At 55.8% G+C, this 20207-nt stretch carries 11 protein-coding genes and 1 pseudogene; 10 read left to right on the top strand and 2 right to left on the bottom strand.

From position 1 onward, the window contains the following. Both Q7O77_RS03635 and Q7O77_RS03630 read right to left on the bottom strand, forming a co-directional pair. A partial coding sequence (locus Q7O77_RS03635) for a hemagglutinin repeat-containing protein (protein WP_304163656.1) occupies nucleotides 1-9683 on the bottom strand: 9683 nt, incomplete at its 3' end. A 72-nt stretch (nucleotides 9684-9755) separates the two neighbouring features. Continuing rightward, nucleotides 9756-11396 (bottom strand): ShlB/FhaC/HecB family hemolysin secretion/activation protein, encoded by a 1641-nt coding sequence (locus tag Q7O77_RS03630; protein ID WP_304163658.1) that lies wholly within the window; start codon nucleotides 11394-11396, stop codon nucleotides 9756-9758. Between the two features lie 588 nt (nucleotides 11397-11984). On the opposite strand from Q7O77_RS03630, the gene Q7O77_RS03625 reads away from it, so the two are divergent. The 10 genes and pseudogenes from Q7O77_RS03625 to Q7O77_RS03580 form a co-directional block, all read left to right on the top strand. Continuing rightward, nucleotides 11985-12965: a 6-phosphofructokinase gene (locus Q7O77_RS03625; RefSeq protein WP_304163654.1), complete on the top strand. Its 981-nt coding sequence runs from the start codon at nucleotides 11985-11987 to the stop codon at nucleotides 12963-12965. Nucleotides 12966-12974: 9 nt separating this feature from the next. Then, nucleotides 12975-13265, top strand: a complete 291-nt coding sequence (locus Q7O77_RS03620; protein ID WP_026738698.1) for a PTS sugar transporter subunit IIB — start codon at nucleotides 12975-12977, stop codon at nucleotides 13263-13265. A 14-nt stretch (nucleotides 13266-13279) separates the two neighbouring features. Continuing rightward, complete coding sequence (locus Q7O77_RS03615) at nucleotides 13280-14617, top strand: PTS sugar transporter subunit IIC (RefSeq protein ID WP_304163648.1); 1338 nt, start codon at nucleotides 13280-13282, stop codon at nucleotides 14615-14617. Nucleotides 14618-14662: 45 nt separating this feature from the next. After that, complete coding sequence (locus Q7O77_RS03610; RefSeq protein WP_304163646.1) at nucleotides 14663-14941, top strand: hypothetical protein; 279 nt, start codon at nucleotides 14663-14665, stop codon at nucleotides 14939-14941. 6 nt (nucleotides 14942-14947) lie between these two features. Next, a complete protein-coding gene (locus Q7O77_RS03605; RefSeq protein WP_304163643.1) occupies nucleotides 14948-15385 on the top strand; it encodes a PTS sugar transporter subunit IIA in 438 nt (145 codons plus the stop codon). After that, nucleotides 15382-15951, top strand: coding sequence for an AAA family ATPase (locus Q7O77_RS03600; protein ID WP_304163641.1), 570 nt, complete (start codon nucleotides 15382-15384; stop codon nucleotides 15949-15951). The genes Q7O77_RS03605 and Q7O77_RS03600 overlap by 4 nt, the downstream gene beginning before the upstream one ends. A 3-nt stretch (nucleotides 15952-15954) precedes the next feature. Next, nucleotides 15955-16866 carry a tagatose-bisphosphate aldolase gene (locus Q7O77_RS03595; RefSeq protein WP_304163639.1) on the top strand — a complete coding sequence of 304 codons (912 nt, stop codon included), beginning with the start codon at nucleotides 15955-15957 and terminating at the stop codon, nucleotides 16864-16866. Between the two features lie 64 nt (nucleotides 16867-16930). After that, complete coding sequence (locus Q7O77_RS03590) at nucleotides 16931-17638, top strand: HAD family phosphatase (protein WP_304163637.1); 708 nt, start codon at nucleotides 16931-16933, stop codon at nucleotides 17636-17638. Nucleotides 17639-18097: 459 nt separating this feature from the next. Then, nucleotides 18098-19477: an aldehyde dehydrogenase family protein gene (locus tag Q7O77_RS03585; protein WP_304163635.1), complete on the top strand. Its 1380-nt coding sequence runs from the start codon at nucleotides 18098-18100 to the stop codon at nucleotides 19475-19477. Nucleotides 19478-19585: 108 nt separating this feature from the next. Beyond that, a pseudogene (locus Q7O77_RS03580) lies at nucleotides 19586-20207 on the top strand (ethanolamine utilization protein EutR); the annotation flags it as partial.

Here is a 20207-nt window from a genome sequence, read left to right as displayed (position 1 = left end):
TTGTTAATCCTGCCGCTGCTGACGTCCACGCTCCCCTGGGCCGAGGACGCGGAAGAGGCTCCGGCACAGATGGGGGGGACACAGATACTGAGATTGAGTCCGGTGGAGTTCGAGCGACTATGATATTCCGCACTGTCCTGTTGGCTGCTGATGGTCAGGTCACGGCCAACATCGGCAACGACCCGCTCCCCATGCAGCGCCGCGCCCTGCAAGGTCGTATCGCGCTCACTGTTTACCGTCAACGTGTCGGTGGCACGGACTTCGCTGTTATGGTTGACCAGCGAATTGCCCTCCATTTTGCTCTGCGAACGGCTCGCCCCTATCTCTATGCTGAAACCGTTTTGCTGACCAATCAACGAGAAGCCCACACCGGCAGAGAACTGATTGCCGCTGCTCCGGCTCTGCTCTTTCTCCGTATCTTGCGCCGAGCTCAGCGTGATATCACGTCCTGCATCCAGCGCCACATTCTTACCGGCAATGCTCACGCCCCGGCCCGCGATATCCTTATCCGCATCGAGACGCACCGTCTCGCCCGCCACCAGATGAGTTCCTTGCTCCTCCTGGCTACGGTAGTCTTGCTGCTCTTTGGAGCTGCCAGCAGAAACGCCGACGCTCACCTTCACCAGCGAACCGTTGTAAACCTCCTGGGCGGTCGTCAGCGCGGCCTGAGCGGCATAGATAGCCGTCAGACGCGAGTCACGCCCTTCTTCTTTCGAACGGATCGCATTCTCCAGAGCCTTCGCGGCGGTCACTGCCCAGCCAGAGGCGGAGGCCGTGACGCCATACTGTGCTGAAGAGGACTTGTTCGTGTTGTGCAGGCTATCTTCACTGGCATCCAACCGGATATTTTCACCGCTCAGGAGCAGCGATTTACCCGCCTGGATATCCGCCCCCTCTACTGCGACATCCTGCTTGGCTTGCAGGGCAATATTGCCCTGCTGACTCGTTATCTGGCTCTTCAGCATGCTCTGCTGATTGCTGTCGAGCTGCGACGAATGTTTTGAGCGGCGGTAACCTACCTTGCCACTGTAACCGTCACCGCCAAGGCTGCCCACCATACTGTCTTTACCGTGCTGTTTGTCGAATATCGTGTTAGTGCCAGTGGTAACGTTGATACCGCCGCTTTCAGCAGACAACAGGAGATCGTTGATCGACGCGAGGGAGCTACCCTCAAGATTGATATGTCCGTTTTTGCTGGTGATAAAGATATCATTTCCCGCAATCTGGCTACCGGTCTGGGCGCTGGTCTGACGTTCGCCTTCACTGCTGGATTTTTCCATACCAAACGGCAGGACGCCGCTGCCATGGTTTGGCCCACCGCTAACAGTACGTGTGGCTGAACCCACCGTCGGCATGGCCGAAGTCACGCTCCAGGCGCTGCTAGCAGCGCGGGTACTCAGGTTCTCTTTGTCCGTCGAGGTCGTGATATCAACATTGTTTTTTGCATCAATAATGACTGATTCTTCAGCCCCGAGGCGGCTACCGCTGATCAGTACATCACCCTGACCTTTTTCCCCTGTGGCATTAAGCTGAATATTCCCCGCCGCCGTCAGGTTGCTGCCGCTCGAAAACGCTGCGTAATACTGTGATTCACTTTTTGAAGATGTACGCCCATAGCTGACGGGCAACGAGGCTCCACCGCCTATGTCGGCCGCCGCCGCCGCCAATTCATCTGACAGTTGCTTCCCTTTGGTCACGCCACTGTCATCGCTATTCTTGATAGCCCGGATATTACGCACCGAGTCAATAACCGGATCGGAGATCGAGATGCCTACGCCTCTGCTGCTACTGGACTGTTTTGTCGTCTCCTGCACTACGTCCTTGCCGGGGATAATATCAATATCGCTGGCAGTGATATCGATATGACCAGTTTTACGTTCCGTATCACCGTCTTGACGTGCTGCCGTCACGTCCGACGCGCTCACCGTCGCCTTATTACCGGCGTTGATTATCACGTTGCCGCCACTCGTTCCAACCAGGCTACGCGCCTCGCTTTGCGTCACCTCATTCCCTTCATGTGATGCCTTAGCTGATTGAGAACCGATGGTGATACCGAGATTGTTGCTTAATACCCCGCTCTTTTTTGACTCCTTTATACTGAGAGATGAAGTCGTTTCCGTTGCCGCCTCAATGGTGACATCGTTGCCCGCTTTCAGACGAACATCCTCCTGCGCGACAACAGAAGAGCCTTTTACTCCCAAATCATTTCCCGCATTCACGCTGATGCTGTTGCCGCTTAGCAGCGAGCCTTTTTCCGTCGTGACGCGATCATCCTGGACCGTGAAGCTGGAGCTCTTGTGCAAAAATCCTTTCTTCTGAGAGCGTTCTTCAAGGTGTTCAGACTCTTGTTCGGTTGCGCTATTAATCGCCACATCGTTTTTGGCCTGTAGCGCAATCTCGCCGAGTTCGCTGTGCAGCGTACTGCCGGTGACGGAGAGGTCGCCCTCGCGCGCAATGGCGGTGACGCCATCCTGACCACTCAAGGTGCTGCCGACGGCGACATCGCTGGCGCTGTCAATCGTGCGCTGGCTTTGCGTCCGTCCGTCCTTTTTGTTTTCGCTATCAAAGGCGTTCGTTAATTGATGGGCCTCTTTAATCGTCACGTTATCCGCGCCGACGCGGACCCGACCTTCCGTACTGTCGACCTGAGCGCCTTCTGCAAGCAGATCCTGACCTGCGACTAAGGTGACGCCCTTGGCGCCGCTCAATGAGCTGAGCAGCAGACGATCTTCCTCACGACTGTTGCTCACTGACGACGTGCTGCTGTTGGCCTCAAGGTGCGTGGTGTTGGTGGATTTGTCCGCCAGCAAATTGATATCGCCGCCGGCTTGCACGCCCAGCTGGCCTCCCGCGCTGGCTTGGCTGCCGCGCAGCGTAATGTCTTGCCCGGCGTTGAGCACCAGATTTCCCCCGGCTTTCAGCTCGCTGCCCAGAGCCTGTTGCCACTCCCCGCTGAGGGTCGCCATGCGCTCACCGGCTTCTTCCATCCCGTCGCTGGTTCGATTGCCCATCGCGCCGGAAATGACCTGCAATCCATCAGACTTGAAGCTGCTTTTCGCCGCGCTGATGTCCAGATTATCGCGGGCGCTCAGACTAAGGTTATTCGTCGCATCCAGCTTGGCGCCCTGCAGGTGGATATCGTTGCCGCTGAGGCTAATGTCGCTGGCGCTCATGGTGGCCTGACGCAAGGCGTCCTGAAGATTCGTGCTCATGGTCAGGCTGTCCGCCTGAACATTAATGCTGTCCGCCTTGATATCACCGCCCTGATGCAGGAATTGCCCGGCATCAATGCTTAGCGCTTTATCGGCAAACAGATTGCCCGCATTCGTGATGCTGTCTGCGGAGAGCTGTAGCTCTCCACCGGCAATCAGTGCGCCATCACCCGTCAAACGCAGCGTAGATTGAGCGAGGTAAACCTTAGGCACCAGAACGGTTTGCGGACCGGCAGCCGTCTCCACCGTCTCGTCAACCATCCAGACGATATCTTGCTGCAGCGATGCAATCTGTTCCGGCGTCAGCGCCACACCGGTGACCAAATGAAAGTCCTGCGCCACTTTGACGCCGTTGTTCATCAGGTTTTGGTACTGCGCCATCGCGTCTTCACCCTGAACGGACTGACGTCCTGTCAGGCTCAGAACCTGATCGCGCACTAAGCGCTGCTCATAGAATCCGTCGCCCAAACGCTTGTGGATCGTCGAGGGGTCGTACCCGACCTGCGAAAGCAGATAATCACTGCTGATAAACTGCGTGCGGCTGGTAAAACGTTCGTCGGTGACCACCAGATAAGGGCTGCCCGTCGCCGGATTTTGACGAAACAGACCATTGTCCGGAATCGACGTAGCGACGCTGCCGACGTGTTGCATGGCCGTTAGCGCCTTCTCGGCGGGAAGTAACGGTCGGCCCAATGAAGACGGACTACCGGCGGTCGCCTTGCCGCCCGGCTCAAGCGCCACGTTAGCCTGCTGTCCGTCGACACCCTCAACGCTGAACGCCAGCGGGTTACGTTCCCACTCGGCCCTTTCCGCCTCGGCCGCTTTTAGCGCCGCTTCCACGCTGCTGATCTGCGCCTGATTCACGGTGGTATTGGTGATGTTCGCTGCGGTGATGGCGACCTCTCCATGACCGGAAATGATGCCGTCGATCGTCGTGAGCGCCGTGGTGGCATCGTAGTTCGTGGTGGGATACCAGTGCCGCGTGTCTCTGTCGTAGTGGTCGGCTATGACCTCGGTACGATGTTCGTTGACGGAGTATCCCCGGTTATCAACATTCCCACTCCCTTCAATGCCCAGATTGCCATTTGCAGTAATCACGCTGGCGTCATTGAGCAAGGTGCCGTTGATGCGCAGCGTCATGTCGCCGCCCGCCAGAATCCGGGCGCCGGTCCCTTCCGCAATCAGTCTGTCACGCGTGAGCGAGCCGGTCACCGTGCGCTCACGCAGGTTGTTGTAGTCCGTCACGTTTGGAGCGCTGTAAATATCGATGTGCTTTTCCGGATCCCACTGCTCCAGACGGCCTCGGTTGAATTCACGCCACACGGTATTTTGGTAAGGCGTCGGCACCGCGCGCTGCCAGAACCCCGTGGTTTGATAAAACGTCATGGCATAGCTGCCATCCGTACTCGGCTGCAGGGCCAGGTAATTGACCCACATGTCCGTTAGCTTTCCAGAGGTGTTTTTCACGCGGACTTGGGCACGCTTTCCAGCTGCGTCAATCGCCAGAATGGTGCCGTAAGGGTTGCTTTGCGCCTCCGCATCATTTTGATAAGTCAGCGACTGTGTGACGGGTGCGACGGTGTTCTTGTCGGGATTGACGGTTAAGTTGTAGGAACGCCAGAAATAGTTATACCGCTGCCATTTGTAATTACTGGACTCCGCATCGCGCTCAATGCTCAGCCCCACGCGCTCATTGGTTAACCGCTGAGCATCGACCGTCACATCGCCATCCGCCTCAATCGCGCTGGCCCGGTTTTCGATCAGATCGTTACTGCCCAACTGTAAGCTGCCGCCGCTGAAAATTAGCGCGCCGTCGCGGTTAGTCAGACGTTCATTCCCGCGTAAATTGAGTGACTGCGTAGCCGCCAGCACCGCCCCCGAACCGTAGTTATCAATGATGCGGCCGCGCAGGGTCACGTTATCGCCCATCACCGCATTCGGGTTATCCAACGTGTCGAAATCAAGCGTCATCGCGTCCGCTTCAATCCGTCCACGGTTGGTCAATTGCCCGGTCGTGATCTGCAGTGACTTGCCGACCAGAGCGCCCTGGTTATTGAAGTGAGCGCTGTTGAGGGTCAGATCGCCGGGAAGCAGCCAGTCCGTTAGATTGGTTAAAACGCCGGCGACGGAGAACGTAAGCGCGCCGTTGCTGCTTAACGTGTCGCCTGCACGCTGGGTATAGTCCTGCTGTACGCTGAGGCTTAACGCCTGCTGGCTCTGCAACGTACCGCCCTGATTGTTCAGGGACAAGGCATCGAGAACCAGCGATGCCCCGCTCTGCATCACACCGCTTGGGTTCAATACCGACAGCGCCGACGCCGAGCGCGACAGACGGTTGCCGATCGCGTTAATGCTGAGCGGCCCGTTCGCGATAACCCGCCCCTGACTGTTATCTAATTGGGTAAGTCCCGTCAGCGTCAGCGCCCCGGCGCTTTGCAGGCGACCTGCCGTGTTATCCGCTTCACGCGCGGTCACCCCTGTACGCGTTGTCCCTAGGATCAGCCCGCCATCGCGGTTATTCACCGTGTCACTTTGAATATCCAGCGCGCCCTGACTGCTGATGGTGCCTTGTCCGCTGTTGTTCAGCTGTGGGGCGTTGAGCGTGAAGTCTTGCGTGGAAACCAGCTGTCCCGCAGAGTTATTGACCTGATTGGCGGTCAACGTCAGCGCATTGCCGCTGTGGACTTTACCCTGCTGGTTATTCAGCGTATCGACGCGATATGTCCCCGCGCCCTGGCTGATGAGCGTTCCGCCAGCGTTGTCCAACAGCGGCGCATTGAGCGTCAGTCCGCCTTGGCTGCTGACGACCCCGTTCTGGTTGTTAACACGCTGGGCGGTAATGCGCTGATCGCCATTGCTGCGCAGTGCTCCGCCCTGATTGCTGAGCTCTCCCGACGTGTTCAGCACCAGCTGTTGCTGGCTGTCTAATGTGCCGCCATCGTTTTGCAGGGATTGCGCATTCAGCGTCAGCGTTTCACCGCTTTGCAGCTTGCCTTGCTGATTATCGAGCTGTGTTCCCACATTGAGATCAAGCTGCTTCTGGCTATACAGCACACCGCCCTGCGTGTTATCCAGCTTTTGCGCCGCCAGACTGAAGCCTTCGCCCGCCAGCCATTGACCGCCCGCATTATTCACAGCGCCGGTGCTCTCGTCCGCCGTATTGCCCCGCACATTCAGCTGATTCTGCGCGCTGACCTTACCCGCACGGTTATCGATATCGCCCGCCACCCTTAAGGCCATGTCTGAGGCTGACTGCAATGTCCCCTGATGGTTAGTCAACTCCGCTGCCGTCAGCTGTGCGTTCTGCTGCGTCTGTACGCTGCCTTGCGTATTGTCGAAACGATCGGCGTTGGCGCGCCATTCACCCTGACTGCCCATCCACCCCTGATCGTTCAGGATGTTTTGTGCCGCCAGCGTTTGCGAGGATTGACTGAAAATGCGTCCGCTGCCGTTATCCAGCGTCTCCGTCAGTTGCATGTCCAAACTGCCCAACGCGTTGACCGCTCCCTGCGCGTTGTACAGATTAGCGGCGCGCACCACGGCAGGTCCCTGAGTGGTTAACTGACCGCCCTGATTATCCCAGTCTGATGACAAATCGAAGGAAAGCGCTTTCTGCCCCAGCACCACGCCCTGCTGACGGTTAGTTACCCGTCCGCCGTTTAGCACCAGATCGCCGCTGCTTTGCAGTGAGCCGCCGTCATTGTTCAATAAGCTGGTCGGCGCCCCTTGCCAGTTGAGGTCGCCCTGAGCGGTCAATTTCCCCGCCTGGTTGGTGACATCGGCCGTCGTGTTCAGTGATAACCCGCCGCCTGACTGAAGCCGCCCCTCGGTGTTATCGAGATTGCGGGCCGTGACGACCACTCGGCTGCCGCCTTGCGCGATCCCGCCCTGATTGTTCCAGTCGCCTTCAGTCTGAACTTCAAGCTTATCGGCGGCTTCAAGCAGTCCGGCGCTATTATCCAATCCGCCCTGTACCTGCAAATTCAGATTTTGGCCCGCGATAACCTTGCCCTGCGCGTTATCGAGCTGTTTGGCCGTGACGTCCAGCCCGGCCGCGCTGGCTTCCCCGTCCCGATTGGTCAACAGACCGTCGGTATGAAGAACCAGTTTCTCACCTGAGGACAGCAGTCCCTGCGTATTATTCAACGCCTGCGCCGCATTCACCGCCAGCGAGCGCTGGCCTATCACCGACCCTTTTTCATTCGACAGACTCGCCGCGTCGACGTTAAGCGTCGTCGCGCTGATTTCCCCCGCCTGATTGTTGACTGCGCCTGCGGCGTCCAACGATAGACGATCGCCGGAAAGAAGCTTGCCGCTCCCGTTGTTCAGGTTATTGGCCGTCGCACTCAGCAACGTTTCGCTTTGCGCGGTACCGCCCTCGTTGTTCCAGTCACCCTCGGTCTGAATATTCAGATCCTGCCCGGCCCCAATAAAGCCCTGCTGGTTATCGAGCCCCTGCTGCGCGGTCAGTTGCAGATTCTGCTGACTGATAACCCGCCCAAGGTTGTTATTCAAACGTTGGGCCGTGAGCTGTAACTGTTCGCCGCCAAGAACCCCAGCGTCGTTATCGATATGTCCTGCCGACAGGCTGAGATCCTGGCTCGCCAGCAGCGTACCGTGGTCGTTATCCACATCGCCCGCGCTGTCGATATGCAGCGCCGATTGGCTTTTAACCGACCCAGCCTGATTCTTCAGCGCCCCGACGTTGAGCGTCAGATCGCCATTGCTGCCCAGCACCCCGTCGCTATTATTCAGCAATCCTTCGACACCCCACGCCCGTGCCTGAGTGTCTAATGACACCAGTCGGCCACTCTGGTTATCGAGCGTGCCGGCAAAGAGGCTTAGGTTGTTCGCCTCAATGTTACCGCCAGTATTATCAAGTGCTCCGTTTAACTTAAATCGGCTTTCTCCGGTATCAGCCTGTATCCAGACCGCCTGCTGGTTGGACATATTGTTGCCGTCCACCGCCCAGGCTCCCACCTTGACCTGCGCTTGCCGGGCATCAATATCTCCCGAGGTATCAATAGTGAGCTGCTGGCTGTCGACTTTGGCTTGCTGCAATCCGACGCCGCCACTTTGTGCGGTGACCGTCGCACGCTTGGCGGCAAGCTGTGCCTGACTGATATCGACGCGCTTTCCGGTCAACGCGACATTTTTCTGACTCAACAGGCTACCGCTGCTGCGCACGTCGCCCTGGCTGGTCAGCGTGAGATCGGCATCATTGACCAACGTACTGTTGGCATCACTCCCTGCCAGCAGGTGCCCGGTATTTTCAATTCCCCCGGCCGCAGAAAGCTGAACATCTCCGGCCGCCGCCAGCGTACCGGACTGTTTAATCGAGCCCGCGCGGCTCTGAACATTCAGCGTGCCGCCGCTGTGTAATTTGCCGTCGTGCTCAATATCGTTGTTGGCCGTGAGGCTGATGGACTCTCCCGCCTGCGTCACCGCGTCCTGCTGAGCAGGCTGCCAGACCAATCGGCCTTCGCTGCTGACGGTCAGCGTTTTTCCTGCCTGCAGTTGACCGCCCTGATTACGGACGCCAACGCCCGCTTCCGTGCCGATCATATGAATCTGGCCGCTGTACATGCCCCCCATCTGGCCCATATCGATAGCCAGCTCGGGTTTAGCCTCGTCCGACACCGCAGAAGGCTCGACGGTTCCACCGTCTGCGCTGACACGGTTGCGACCGGCGACAACATTAATTTTCTCTTTGGCCCAGACGCCCGCATTCACCTCAACCGCACGGGCCAGAACATCGACATATTCCGTATCATGCCGGGAATCGCCATTCAGCCCGCCGCCTTCAATACGCACAACACCGCGCTCAACCTGATAACCGGCCAGGCTGCCATCCGCATTGAGTTGGGGTTTACCGGTCGTCAGGGTCATGCGCCCCGCGTTGATCGTCCCACAGCCGTCGCAGACGATCCCTGCGGGGTTAGCCACGATGACCTGAGCGCGTCCTCCCGCGACTTCCATATAGCCGCGAAGCTGGCTGGGATTGGTGCTACTGACTTCATTCAGGATGACTTTGGCGGGCGCGCTACCGCCATTCAGGTTGGGGTTGCCCTGAATCATCCCCGCCATCTGGGTAGAGGTCATTGCCGACGAGTTATTGAGAATCGCCCCTTTTTGATCGACATCGAACTGGCTGTACTGGTTGTGGGAAATCCCGGCCTGATTCGGCGCGGTGATATTAACCTGAGGAAGACCATTCTGCGTGGCTATGACGTCAGGTCGTTGACCCGCCGCCGCACCGTTATCCGCCACAATGCCCGCCGCCAGCGTCGGACCGGCGAACAACGCCAGCCCCAGCATCCATACCGCACGACGAACCGTCACCCACAGACGAGCGGAGCCCGGACCGCGGGTCTGACCCGGCTCGCTGCTGCAACTGCGCGCCAGTTCAGAAACAACGCGTAACTCGCCGTGCGTACGGCTAAAAATAAGACGGTAACAATGCTTGTTCATGACTTCCTTCCGTGAAAAAGGTTAATCCCTGGAATAACAACAAAAAAATGGCAGCGAACCTGATAGCGAGGATCAGATTTCAACGTTGATGCTGAAGCCCGCCGTCGCGCCTGATGTGTGGAAAGCCTCTGGTTTCACGAGCGGTACGCCCGCGAAAAGGTCATAGCTGATATGCTGCCAAAGGGCTCCGCGGATCCCCACGGCCGAGCCCGCCAGCTGATGTCCTACCAAATCGCGAGCGCCGGGACCGCCCACTCGCCCATAATCCAGCGCCAGATAGAGTTCATGTCCCCGAGATCCGATGTTCCAGCCTAATTCGTTACGCCAGACAACACCGCGCTCGCCAGACAGCATCTGCTCTCCATCAAAGCCGCGCACCGTGTAACGCCCGCCAATAGCCAGACGCTCCTGTGGGGTTAAGGCATTGGCGCTCCACTGCCCGCGCACGCTGGTGTAGTAACGCAGGGGCTGATCGACCACGGAGAAAGGTTGATTGATACTCACGTCGCCCAGCAGCAATCCTGTTCGCGCACTGCCGCTATGCGTTTTCTCTTCAGGCGCAGGCGTCGCGCCAAACGCGCCCGTCCCACGACGCCAGCTGACATTGGCGTCGACCGTGGTGTCGCCGAAATAACTGCGCTGATTGACGCCCAGCTCCCAGCCCGCGGTGCGACGGCGCTGCTGTTCAATCTCAACGCCATTGACGGCGTTTGTGGCGTGTTTACGGTAGGTCCGCAGGTTGAGCGTGGTTTTATGTGACTGATTGCGGAAGAGTAATCGTGAAACGGTCGCGACGACGTTGTCGCTTTTTCCGTTATAGCTCAGCACTTCATTCGCATTGGGAATATTTTGATGGTAGGTATAGTCGCTATAGTTCGCTGAAAACGCCCAGTAGCCCACCGGGAAGAAGTAATTCAGCGTATGCGAGCGATTGCCGTACGGCCCCTGAGCAAACATGTCCCTACCCATATTGGCGTAAAACAAATCGTTTTGTGCGAAAGGCGCATCGATAGCGAGAGTGGCATTGCCCAGATAACGGCCGGTACTTTCAGAACCGCTGTCATCAAGCCCTAGACTCAGACGAACCGGACGCTTCCCTTGCCAATTGACCAACAAATCACTGGCGCCCTCCTTCTCTCCTGGCACAATCTGAATATCTGCACTGGCACTGGGGACGCGCTTGAAGTTTTCCAGTCCTTGCTCGACATCCCGCAAATTGAGAATATCGCCTCGCGATGCCGGGATGGCATTCCATAACCGCCCACGCCACGATGTCGGTTGACCGAAACGAATATCGCCGATATGGCCCGGCTGAAGAGTGAGTGTCAGAGTACCTTGGGTTAAGTCCTGCTCCTGCGCCATCACTCGGGTTGTGACGTAGCCTTTGGCGAGAATGGCATTCTGCACTTTGTTGATGGCAAGCATGATCCCCTGACTGCCAAGACAGCGGCTTTTGGCGTCATTGGCAGACGCCAGCGCCCACTGGAACTGTTCGGAAGATTCACCCTGTAACGCTATGTGATTAATGGCAAAACAGGGAGTTTCCTGTGCCGGGTAGCCCGGTAACACGGCGTCTGGCATGCTAAGATGGACATCCGCTTGCGGGGTGTTCTGCTCTCGCAGCGCACGCTCTCGCTCTTGCTGGCGGAGCTGCTCGCGAGCATCAATAGCGGCGGTCCCTTGTCCGGAGGCATCAGGGATGTCTGCCGCCATCACGGTGGAGACGCAGGTCAGCACAATGGCCGCAACAGCGACGGAGATTTGCTTTGAAAAAGAAAAACACATCAGAAAAATCCCTTTAATGAAAAGATTTCGTCCATTAATAGTAAGATTGTGTAAATTTCGACGTATTATTCATTCGGAGGTATTAAAAGCAAGCATATTATGTGCGTTCTATCAGCAAATTCTCATCACATGCCTCTATCTCCCTGAAAATTAAAAGGTCACTCTTATTCGCCAATATCCCGTCGTCAACGACCGGGTTTCCCACTCGCTTTCCACCAAACTAATGTGAAGAAAATCACAAAAGCAGCATGTGTTTTCTCGGGCAAGACCGCCGTTTCAAGCTGGTATCGGTTCCATAATCAAAATAGATGGAAAACAAATAATTACCGAGCGTCATTAGAAAGCCCCAAGGAAAATAGAGTGACAAGCCTCACAAAATTCAAGGTGCTAATCGCCTGTCAAGCCTTGCCCCTCGAGGGAAATGTTGCATAAGTGTGACATGCTCCAAAAAAATTAATCCCCCCGTCTCTACTATCGATCCCACAGTCACTGAGGAGTCTTCATCCGAGGTCAACCATGAGAATAGGATTGGTACTAAGCGGCGGCGATGTCAGCGGAATGAATAATTTTCTATTCCAGATCAACCGGATGACCGACTCTGACATGGTTATTTTCGACGGCGGGATTAATGGGCTGATCGAAAATCGCTGCAAAGACATCGCGCGTCGCGATCTCATTGATCTGTCCCTCTCGTCAGTACCGCTGGTGGCGTCAGGACGGAAAGAGGATAAGTGCCGAAAATCCGACTACGAGAAAATCGTAAAGAACCTTCGCCATAAAAAACTGGATTGTCTGATTATGGGCGGCGGCGATGGTTCTTTTCAGTTTTTGAAGACATTGAGCAGCTACGGCATCTGCTGCTACGGCGTCGGAATGACAATAGATAACGACATCGACGGTGACAGTTACACCATCGGATTTTCCACCGCCTGTGAACAAGTCATTAGTGAAGTCGCCAAATTAAGAAATACCGGGCGCGGCCTGCCGGGACGCATATTTATCATCGAACTGCTCGGCGGTTACTGCGGTGAGCTGACATTGCAGGCGGCGTTAAAAAGTAATGCGGATATTGCGCTTATTCCAGAATCCCTTTGGGATATTGAGATTCTGGCGGAAACGATAAAACAAAAAATCAAAATACAGAACAGCGTCATTATTTTATGTTCTGAAGGATATACCAAAGAGTACACCCCCGGATTTCAGGGGGCGATTGATACCATGATTGGAAAAATAGAGCACAAGATAGGAATTCGAATCCGAAAAACGATTCTGGGATACGGTTTAAGGAATGGCACGCCGACGGGAGAGGAAATCATTCAGGGCGCTATTCTCGCAGAAGAGGTCGTCAGATGTATTCACAGCGGCCTGACCAATAAAATTGTTGTCATCAACAATAACAATAAAGCCATACCGATAGACCTTGAAAATATTAAAAAACGATTGGTGGACGAAGATAGTTATCTCTACAAGCTTGCTAAAATAAATCACCTTATCTGAGGTAATATTATGCTGAATGTACTCTGCGTATGTGGCTGCGGTCTCGGTTCCAGTTTCGCTATTGAAATGAGCGCCAAGTCCGTATTACAAAAACTCGCCATTGATGCGAATATCGATCACACCACGGTATCGGAAGCATCATCCTACAAATACGACATTATTCTTACCCAAAAAATGTTTGCGGACATTTTAACTTCAGACGCCAGCGAAGAGGATAAGAAGAAAGTCATCATATTAAACAAACTCACCGACAAAAAAGAAATTGAAGAAAAAATCCTCGCATATCTGAAATCTATCTAATAATGAGGTGACCTGTGGACGCTATTATTCATTTTATTGTGACTGATTTTCTAGGCCAGGCTTCGATATTAATTGCGTTAATCGCGATGATCGGTCTTATTCTGCAAAAAAAATCCGTCGGTAAAACCGTAGAGGGTACATTTAAAACCTTGCTGGGGTTTCTGATCATGATGGCGGGTATCAATATTATTGTGGCCGCTCTGACATTCCTCAACGATATTTTTACCCACGGATTCGGCATGCAGGGCTATATCACGGATGTGGCGGCCATTGCTGGCGTCGCTAACCGTGAGCTGGGTTCCGAAGTCGCGCTAACGCTGCTGGTGATTTTCGCCGTCAACATCCTCATTGCGCGGATCACGCCGTTCAAATACATCTTCCTCACCGGGCAGGCGTTGCTCTGGATGGCGACGATCGGCACCGTCATCGGTTACAAGGCGGGGCTGACGGGCGCAACGTTGATTCTGACCGGCGGGATTTTCGGCGGCATCATGGCCGTGCTGATGCCCGCTATCGCCCAGCCCATCGTCCGCAAGATTACGGACTCGGACGACGTCGCACTTGGCCACTTCTGCACCATCGGCTATCTCGTTCAGGCCGCGGTGGCGCGAGCCATCGGTAAAAACTCGCGCTCCACCGAAGATCTGGAGCTGCCCGATAACTTCAAGTTCCTGCAAGACACCTATCTGTCGATGGCCGTCATCATGGTGCCGATGTACCTCATTCCGGCCGTCTTTGCCGGGTCGACCTACATCGCGCAGTTCGCGGGCGAGACCAACTACATCATGTACGCGTTTATGCAGTCCATGCAGTTCGTGGCCGGGGTTTTCGTCCTCTACAGCGGCGTACGCCTGCTGCTGAATGAGCTGGTGCCCGCCTTCCGCGGCATCGCCATGCGGTTGGTGCCTAACGCCAAACCCGCGCTCGACTGCCCGGTGCTGTTCCCCTATGCCCCCAATGCCGTCATCGTCGGCTTCCTGGCCACCACCGTCGGGTCAATTATCGGGATGCTGGTCTTCCCGCTGTTCGGACTCGCCATGATCCTGCCGGGTCTGCTGACCAACTTCTTCGCAGGCGGTGCCGCCGGGGTCTTCGGCAACGCCATGGGCGGCAGGAAAGGCGCGATTATTGGCGGCGTGGTTCACGGCCTGTTCATTACCTTTCTACCGGCGATATTGGTGCCGCTGCTTGAAACCTTCGGCTTCAAAGGCGTGACGTTCAGCGATTCAGACGTCATCAGCACCGGTCTGGTGCTCGGCCATGCCTTCCAGCATGACTGGCCGTTCGTCATCGGCTTCATCGCCTTCGTCATTATTATCGTCTGGCTGGCGAACCGAAAACTGGGCAAATAAGCGGTCGACTACGCGGGTTATCCCATCACGATGTGAGGAGGAATTATGTTCGCGAAATTAAAACATCTCTTTCATTCAGAAAAGACGCCGGAGAGACCGGTAAATGAAAACAGCGAAGAAGCGGAAAGTTTGCAGGCGGAAATCACCCAGCTGGAGTCCGGACTACAGAACAACCCCGCAGATACCGGAATACAGAAACAGCTGATGGTGAAATATACCCAGGCGGTAAAAATCTTCTCAGCCTATAAGCCATATCGACATCGGGTTGACGATATTTTTATGAGAATGGATGAGTTAAGAAATACGATCCGCAAAAATATATGAGGCAACATGACGATTAAATCATTTCTTGCTCAAAATCCGTATATTCAGGTCGGCGTCAACGTTGACGCCTGGCAAGACATTATTGATAAAGCGGCAAAGCCATTAATTAAAGATGGCTTTGTCACCGCTGAATATCCTAAAGCGGTTATCGATAATACGCTGGAATATGGTGCCTATTATGTTTTTGATGAAGGCATCGCCATTCCACATGCCAGACCAGAATGTGGCGTTATTAAAGACTGTTTTAGTATGGTGACGCTCGCGACGCCCATATCAATTAACGGCAGCGAACCGGTCGATATTATCGTGATGTTTGGCGGTGTTAATGGGGACTCGCATATTACGGAAGGCATCGCCTCTATTGTCGGCCTTTTGGATCATGAGGACACGTTAAGCCGCATCAGACACGCCACCACCGTCGATGAAATACTTGGATTACTATGAAAACACTGATTTTGGTTAATGGCATACCGGCATCAGGAAAAAGTTATATCGCCAACCAGATTGCCGCTTTTTTCAATTTACCGGTTTTAAGCATCGATGAAATTAAAGAACCCTTTATGGTGCAGTTCGCCGACAGGATTGACAGGCCATTGAATCGCCAACTGGGCTATTCCGCTTATGCGGCGATGTTCAATATCGTAAAAGGTTCGCCATCGAAGACGGTATTTATTTTAGATGCCTGGTTTGGATTTCGGGATAAATCCGTTTTAGCCGAATACCTCTCTTTGTGCGGCTGCGAATCCGTCATGGAAATATGGAATCAGATTTCCCCCGCACGAGTGGCGGCCCGTTATTCGGAGCGCTGTCACTGCCGCGTAAAAGGACACCCCGGCGAAGAATATATCCCCGAATTAATCGCATTAGCCGAAAAGGCGCAGCCCATGGCGTTCGGCCCGGTCTTCACCGTGGATCAGGATAAAGACATCGAGACGGAACGTCTTATTTCCTGGGTCGGTGAGCGCCTTAAACATCCTGAACCCTACTCCTTATCTCCTACGAGGAATTAATCCATGAACAAAATGACAACAGCAGAACGTCGTGGTTACCAAATGATTTGCGATAACACTGGCGCCATGATGGTGGTGGCCTGCGATCAACGCGGCGGAATGAGAACGCTATTAGCCGACACGCCGGAGGAACAGGCGAACATCAGCAATGAGACGCTGGGGAAAACCAAATACGACATTACGCAATATCTGGCCTCGGAGGCGGGCTGCGTGCTGGTCGATCCGCTCTGCGCCGTTCCCGGCATCATTGATGAAGGCGTCGTGCCACGCAATACGGGCCTGCTGATCGGCCTCGATGCCTCCGGCTGGGAGACCTCGCCGGAAGGCTACCGCATTTCAACCATGGTGGACGGCATCACTGCCCGCAAAGTCCGCGAGCTGGGTGCGACCGGCGGAAAAATCATGATCTATCTGCGCATGGACACGCCGGAGGCCAATACGGCCAATCTGGCGACACTCCGCCGCGTCATCGCCGATTTCGCCCATGAAGACCTGTTTCTGGTCGTCGAGTTCCTCACCTACCCGCTGGAAAACGAAAGCAAGGAAGCGTATCAGCGCAAAATTCCTGAGCTGATTCAGGAAGGCTGTCGCGTCTGTATTGAGTGTGGTTCCAAGGTGCTGAAAATCCCCTATCCGGGGACAGAAGAAGCGTGCGCCGCCGTCACAGAGATCTGCGGAGACGTTCCGTGGGCCGTCTTGTCCGCGGGCGTCGACCACGAAACATTCCTTCAACAGGTCGACGTTGCGCTGCGCAACGGCGCGTCCGGCGTGATCGCGGGCCGTTCACTCTGGAAAGACTGTATCTCTCTCGACCGCAGCGTCACTCGCGAAAAATTGACGGCCATCGCCGTTCCCCGTTTGCGGGACATCCAGCGGCTGCTGGTGAAATATCGGCCACAACGCATTAGCGCCTGATTGCAGGTTTTTACCGCTGGCCGACGTCGATGACGGCGTTCGGCCGCTTTTGGGAGAAGAAATCATGAAAGACAGCGTGTCATTGATTATTTTCGACTGTGACGGCGTCCTCGTCGACTCGGAGATTATCGGTATCGAACTGACGGTCTCGTTACTGAATGATCAGGGGGTGAATATTGGGCTTGATGAGTTCACGCATCGCTACAGCGGGCTGGCCTGGGATGAACTGATCGATCAGATCCGAACAGATAAAGGCGTCACGATCGCGCCCCATCTTCGTCAGGCGTTCCACCCATTACTGATGAACGCCTTCGCCGACAGGCTGGTCAGTATTGCCGGCGTGCGAGAGACTTTGTCCCAGCTAGCCCTTCCCCGCTGTATCTGCTCCAATTCAAGCACGGAACAGCTGGACTTTATGCTGACGAAGGTAGGTCTGAAGCCGCTTTTCACGCCGTACATTTTCTCCGCGGTCGATCTGGGCCCGGGACGCGGGAAACCCCGTCCGGATATTTTTCTGCATGCGGCTCAGGTGATGAACGCTGCGCCAGAAAATACGCTCGTTATCGAGGACTCCGTTCATGGCGTAACGGCGGCGAAACGCGCGGGGATGTTTGTGGTGGGCTTTACCGGCGGCGCGCATACCACACCGGATCATCGAACGCGGCTGTTCGACGCTGGCGCCAATGTGGTGATCGACCGCTTGCCGCAACTTATTGCCGAAATACGCCATTTCGAGCAAAGCCAGACGGAGAACGACAGATACCATCGATGACAGAACCGAGCTTTTTAGAACACGACAGCCCCCCTGCATTGCTCGAAAAAGAGCATGGGTGATGGGTTAACAGATAGCGCCAGACGTAGCGATGAAGCGTTTGATAGCAATCAAAGCATACCCTCCAGGCGCATCACGTCGATGACCCACCATGGATATCCCCCCCGATTTTTCCAGTCTCTCCGCACACTATGCGAGAAGTTCTAAACCAAAACGCTAATTTATGACGCGCTTCAAACTTAAGGGAAGTTTGCCGATTTTTGATAGTGACATTCACTGAAGCGCCGCAACATGCCTATAGCCCACGAGCGACAGCCGCGCCAAAACGCGGACAGATTCACGCGATTAATCTGTCCGCCGTGCGGACCGGCAATAGGCCGCTCGCAGGGAAAGCTATCCCGCGTTTCGATGACTATCAACACGCGGATGGGGTCTGAACTTATCCTGGAGGATTCACGTATGGAACAGTCAATATTCGAGCCTGATGCTCCGGTATGCCCGGCGCCTAAATTCGATATGCAATACGGTGTTTTTGCCTCATTGGATGAGGCGGTGGATGCGGCGGCGCAGGCGCAGAAACAGCTGGATAACGTGGTGTTGCGGCAAAGAGTGATCGCGGCGATCCGCGACGCTGGCGAGCGCTACGCGCAGGTGCTGGCGGAAATGGCCGTGGCCGAAACGGGGATGGGACGCGTCACGGACAAATATGCCAAAAACGTTTCCCAGGCGCGCAGCACGCCGGGGACAGAAAGTCTGGCGGCTCAGGTGATCACCGGCGACAACGGGATGACGCTGATCGAAAACGCGCCCTGGGGCGTGGTGGCCTCGGTCACCCCCTCAACCAATCCGGCCGCGACCGTGATCAATAACGCCATCAGCATGATCGCCGCAGGCAATAGCATCGTGTTTGCGCCCCATCCCTCGGCGAAGAACGTCTCTTTGCACACCATCAGCCTGCTGAACAGAGCGATAGTCACCGCAGGCGGGCCAGAGAATCTGCTGGTTACCGTCGAAGACCCGAATATCGAAACCGCTCAGCGCCTGTTTTGCCATCCGGGCATCAGCCTGCTGGTGGTGACCGGCGGCGAAGCGGTGGTGGAGGCCGCCCGCAAGCATACGGACAAACGCCTGATCGCGGCGGGCGCAGGCAACCCGCCCGTCGTGGTGGATGAAACCGCAGACATTGTCCGTGCCGCCCGCGATATCGTGCGCGGCGCCTCCTTCGACAACAATATTATCTGCGTCGATGAGAAAGTGGCGATTGTGGTCGAGAGCGTGGCCGATGCGTTGCTGGCCGACATGCAGCGGCATCATGCGGTGTTGCTGACTAACGAGCAGGTTGAACGGTTGCTGCCTCTGCTGTTGACCGATATCGACGACAACGGCAAAGGCCGCCCCAGCCGCGACTGGGTGGGACGCGATGCCGCGAAGATCGCCGCGGCAATCGGTCTGGACGTTGGCGATAGCACACGGCTGCTGCTGGCGGAAACCCCGGCGGATCACCCCTTCGCCGTGACGGAGATGATGATGCCGGTGCTGCCCATCGTGCGTGTGGCTAACGTGAACGACGCCATCGAACTGGCGGTGCGGCTGGAGGGAGGATGTCGCCACACGGCGGCGATGCACTCGACCGACATCACCCACCTGCACAAGATGGCCAATCGCATCAACACCAGCATTTTCGTGAAGAACGGCCCCTGTATCGCCGGGCTGGGATTCGGCGGCGAGGGCTGTACGTCCATGACCATTTCCACGCCGACCGGCGAAGGGGTGACGTCGGCTCATACTTTTGTACGGATACGTCGTTGTGTGATGGTGGATATGTTCCGCATCGTCTAGTTTTCGTATGCTGAACGTCCCTGCCGCTGGCATCTACCGGCAGGGACGCTTGCCCATCGGATCATTGCGCCCTGCGCGGCGCAGAGGTTTTACCGGAGGATACGACAGATGAAAACAGGTCATCACCTTCATCCGCATCAGCTCGACAGCCAGCCGACACCTCCTGAAGCCGTTCAGGCGTTACTGAATCAAACTCACCCGATGCACCAGCGTTACACGCAGGACGTTTACGCCCAGTCCCGCACTATCACCGCCTGGCAGCAGCTCTACGATCAGGTCTCCCCCGGTCATTTTCGCGGCGAGCTACAGGAACTGCTGTTGGACGGCATGCAGCTCTGTCACGAATACACCAACCTTGCTTTACGGCAATCCTGCATGACCTGGGCGGGCTCGGTGTGGTTCGGTATTCCCTCCACGCAGGAGAACATGGGATTTATCAACGCGCAGCCGCTGGACAAGTACGGCATTGCCGTCAGCCCCGGCGGGAAAGAGTTCGAGCTGTCGACGCCGGACGACTTTTCCATTCTCGGCGTCGTGATCTCGCATGAGGTGCTCCAGCAATACATCGGCGCACTCAGCGATCCGCAGTGGCTGACCGAACGGCTGACACAGGGCTCCACGCTGCAGATGGATCTCAGCAACAAGAAACAGCTCTGCGAGTACATCCGCCACGCGCTGTGGTACAGCGGCCATTTTCCGCAGGTGATGAAACAGCGCAACACGCAGAAGC

It is taken from the genome of Lonsdalea britannica (assembly GCF_946477055.1).
Taxonomy (GTDB): Bacteria; Pseudomonadota; Gammaproteobacteria; order Enterobacterales; family Enterobacteriaceae; genus Lonsdalea; species Lonsdalea britannica_A.
The sequence above is the reverse complement of the archived record's forward strand: the minus strand, read 5'-3'. Positions and strand labels throughout refer to the sequence as shown.

Excerpts from the sequence above, each read along its gene's own strand:
- Q7O77_RS03630 (WP_304163658.1), bottom strand. The coding sequence starts at position 11,396 with ATGGCGGCAGACATCCCTGATGCCTCCGGACAAGGGACCGCCGCTATT.
- Q7O77_RS03625 (WP_304163654.1), top strand. The coding sequence starts at position 11,985 with ATGAGAATAGGATTGGTACTAAGCGGCGGCGATGTCAGCGGAATGAAT.
- Q7O77_RS03620 (WP_026738698.1), top strand. The coding sequence starts at position 12,975 with ATGCTGAATGTACTCTGCGTATGTGGCTGCGGTCTCGGTTCCAGTTTC.
- Q7O77_RS03610 (WP_304163646.1), top strand. The coding sequence starts at position 14,663 with ATGTTCGCGAAATTAAAACATCTCTTTCATTCAGAAAAGACGCCGGAG.
- Q7O77_RS03605 (WP_304163643.1), top strand. The coding sequence starts at position 14,948 with ATGACGATTAAATCATTTCTTGCTCAAAATCCGTATATTCAGGTCGGC.
- Q7O77_RS03600 (WP_304163641.1), top strand. The coding sequence starts at position 15,382 with ATGAAAACACTGATTTTGGTTAATGGCATACCGGCATCAGGAAAAAGT.
- Q7O77_RS03595 (WP_304163639.1), top strand. The coding sequence starts at position 15,955 with ATGAACAAAATGACAACAGCAGAACGTCGTGGTTACCAAATGATTTGC.
- Q7O77_RS03590 (WP_304163637.1), top strand. The coding sequence starts at position 16,931 with ATGAAAGACAGCGTGTCATTGATTATTTTCGACTGTGACGGCGTCCTC.
- Q7O77_RS03585 (WP_304163635.1), top strand. The coding sequence starts at position 18,098 with ATGGAACAGTCAATATTCGAGCCTGATGCTCCGGTATGCCCGGCGCCT.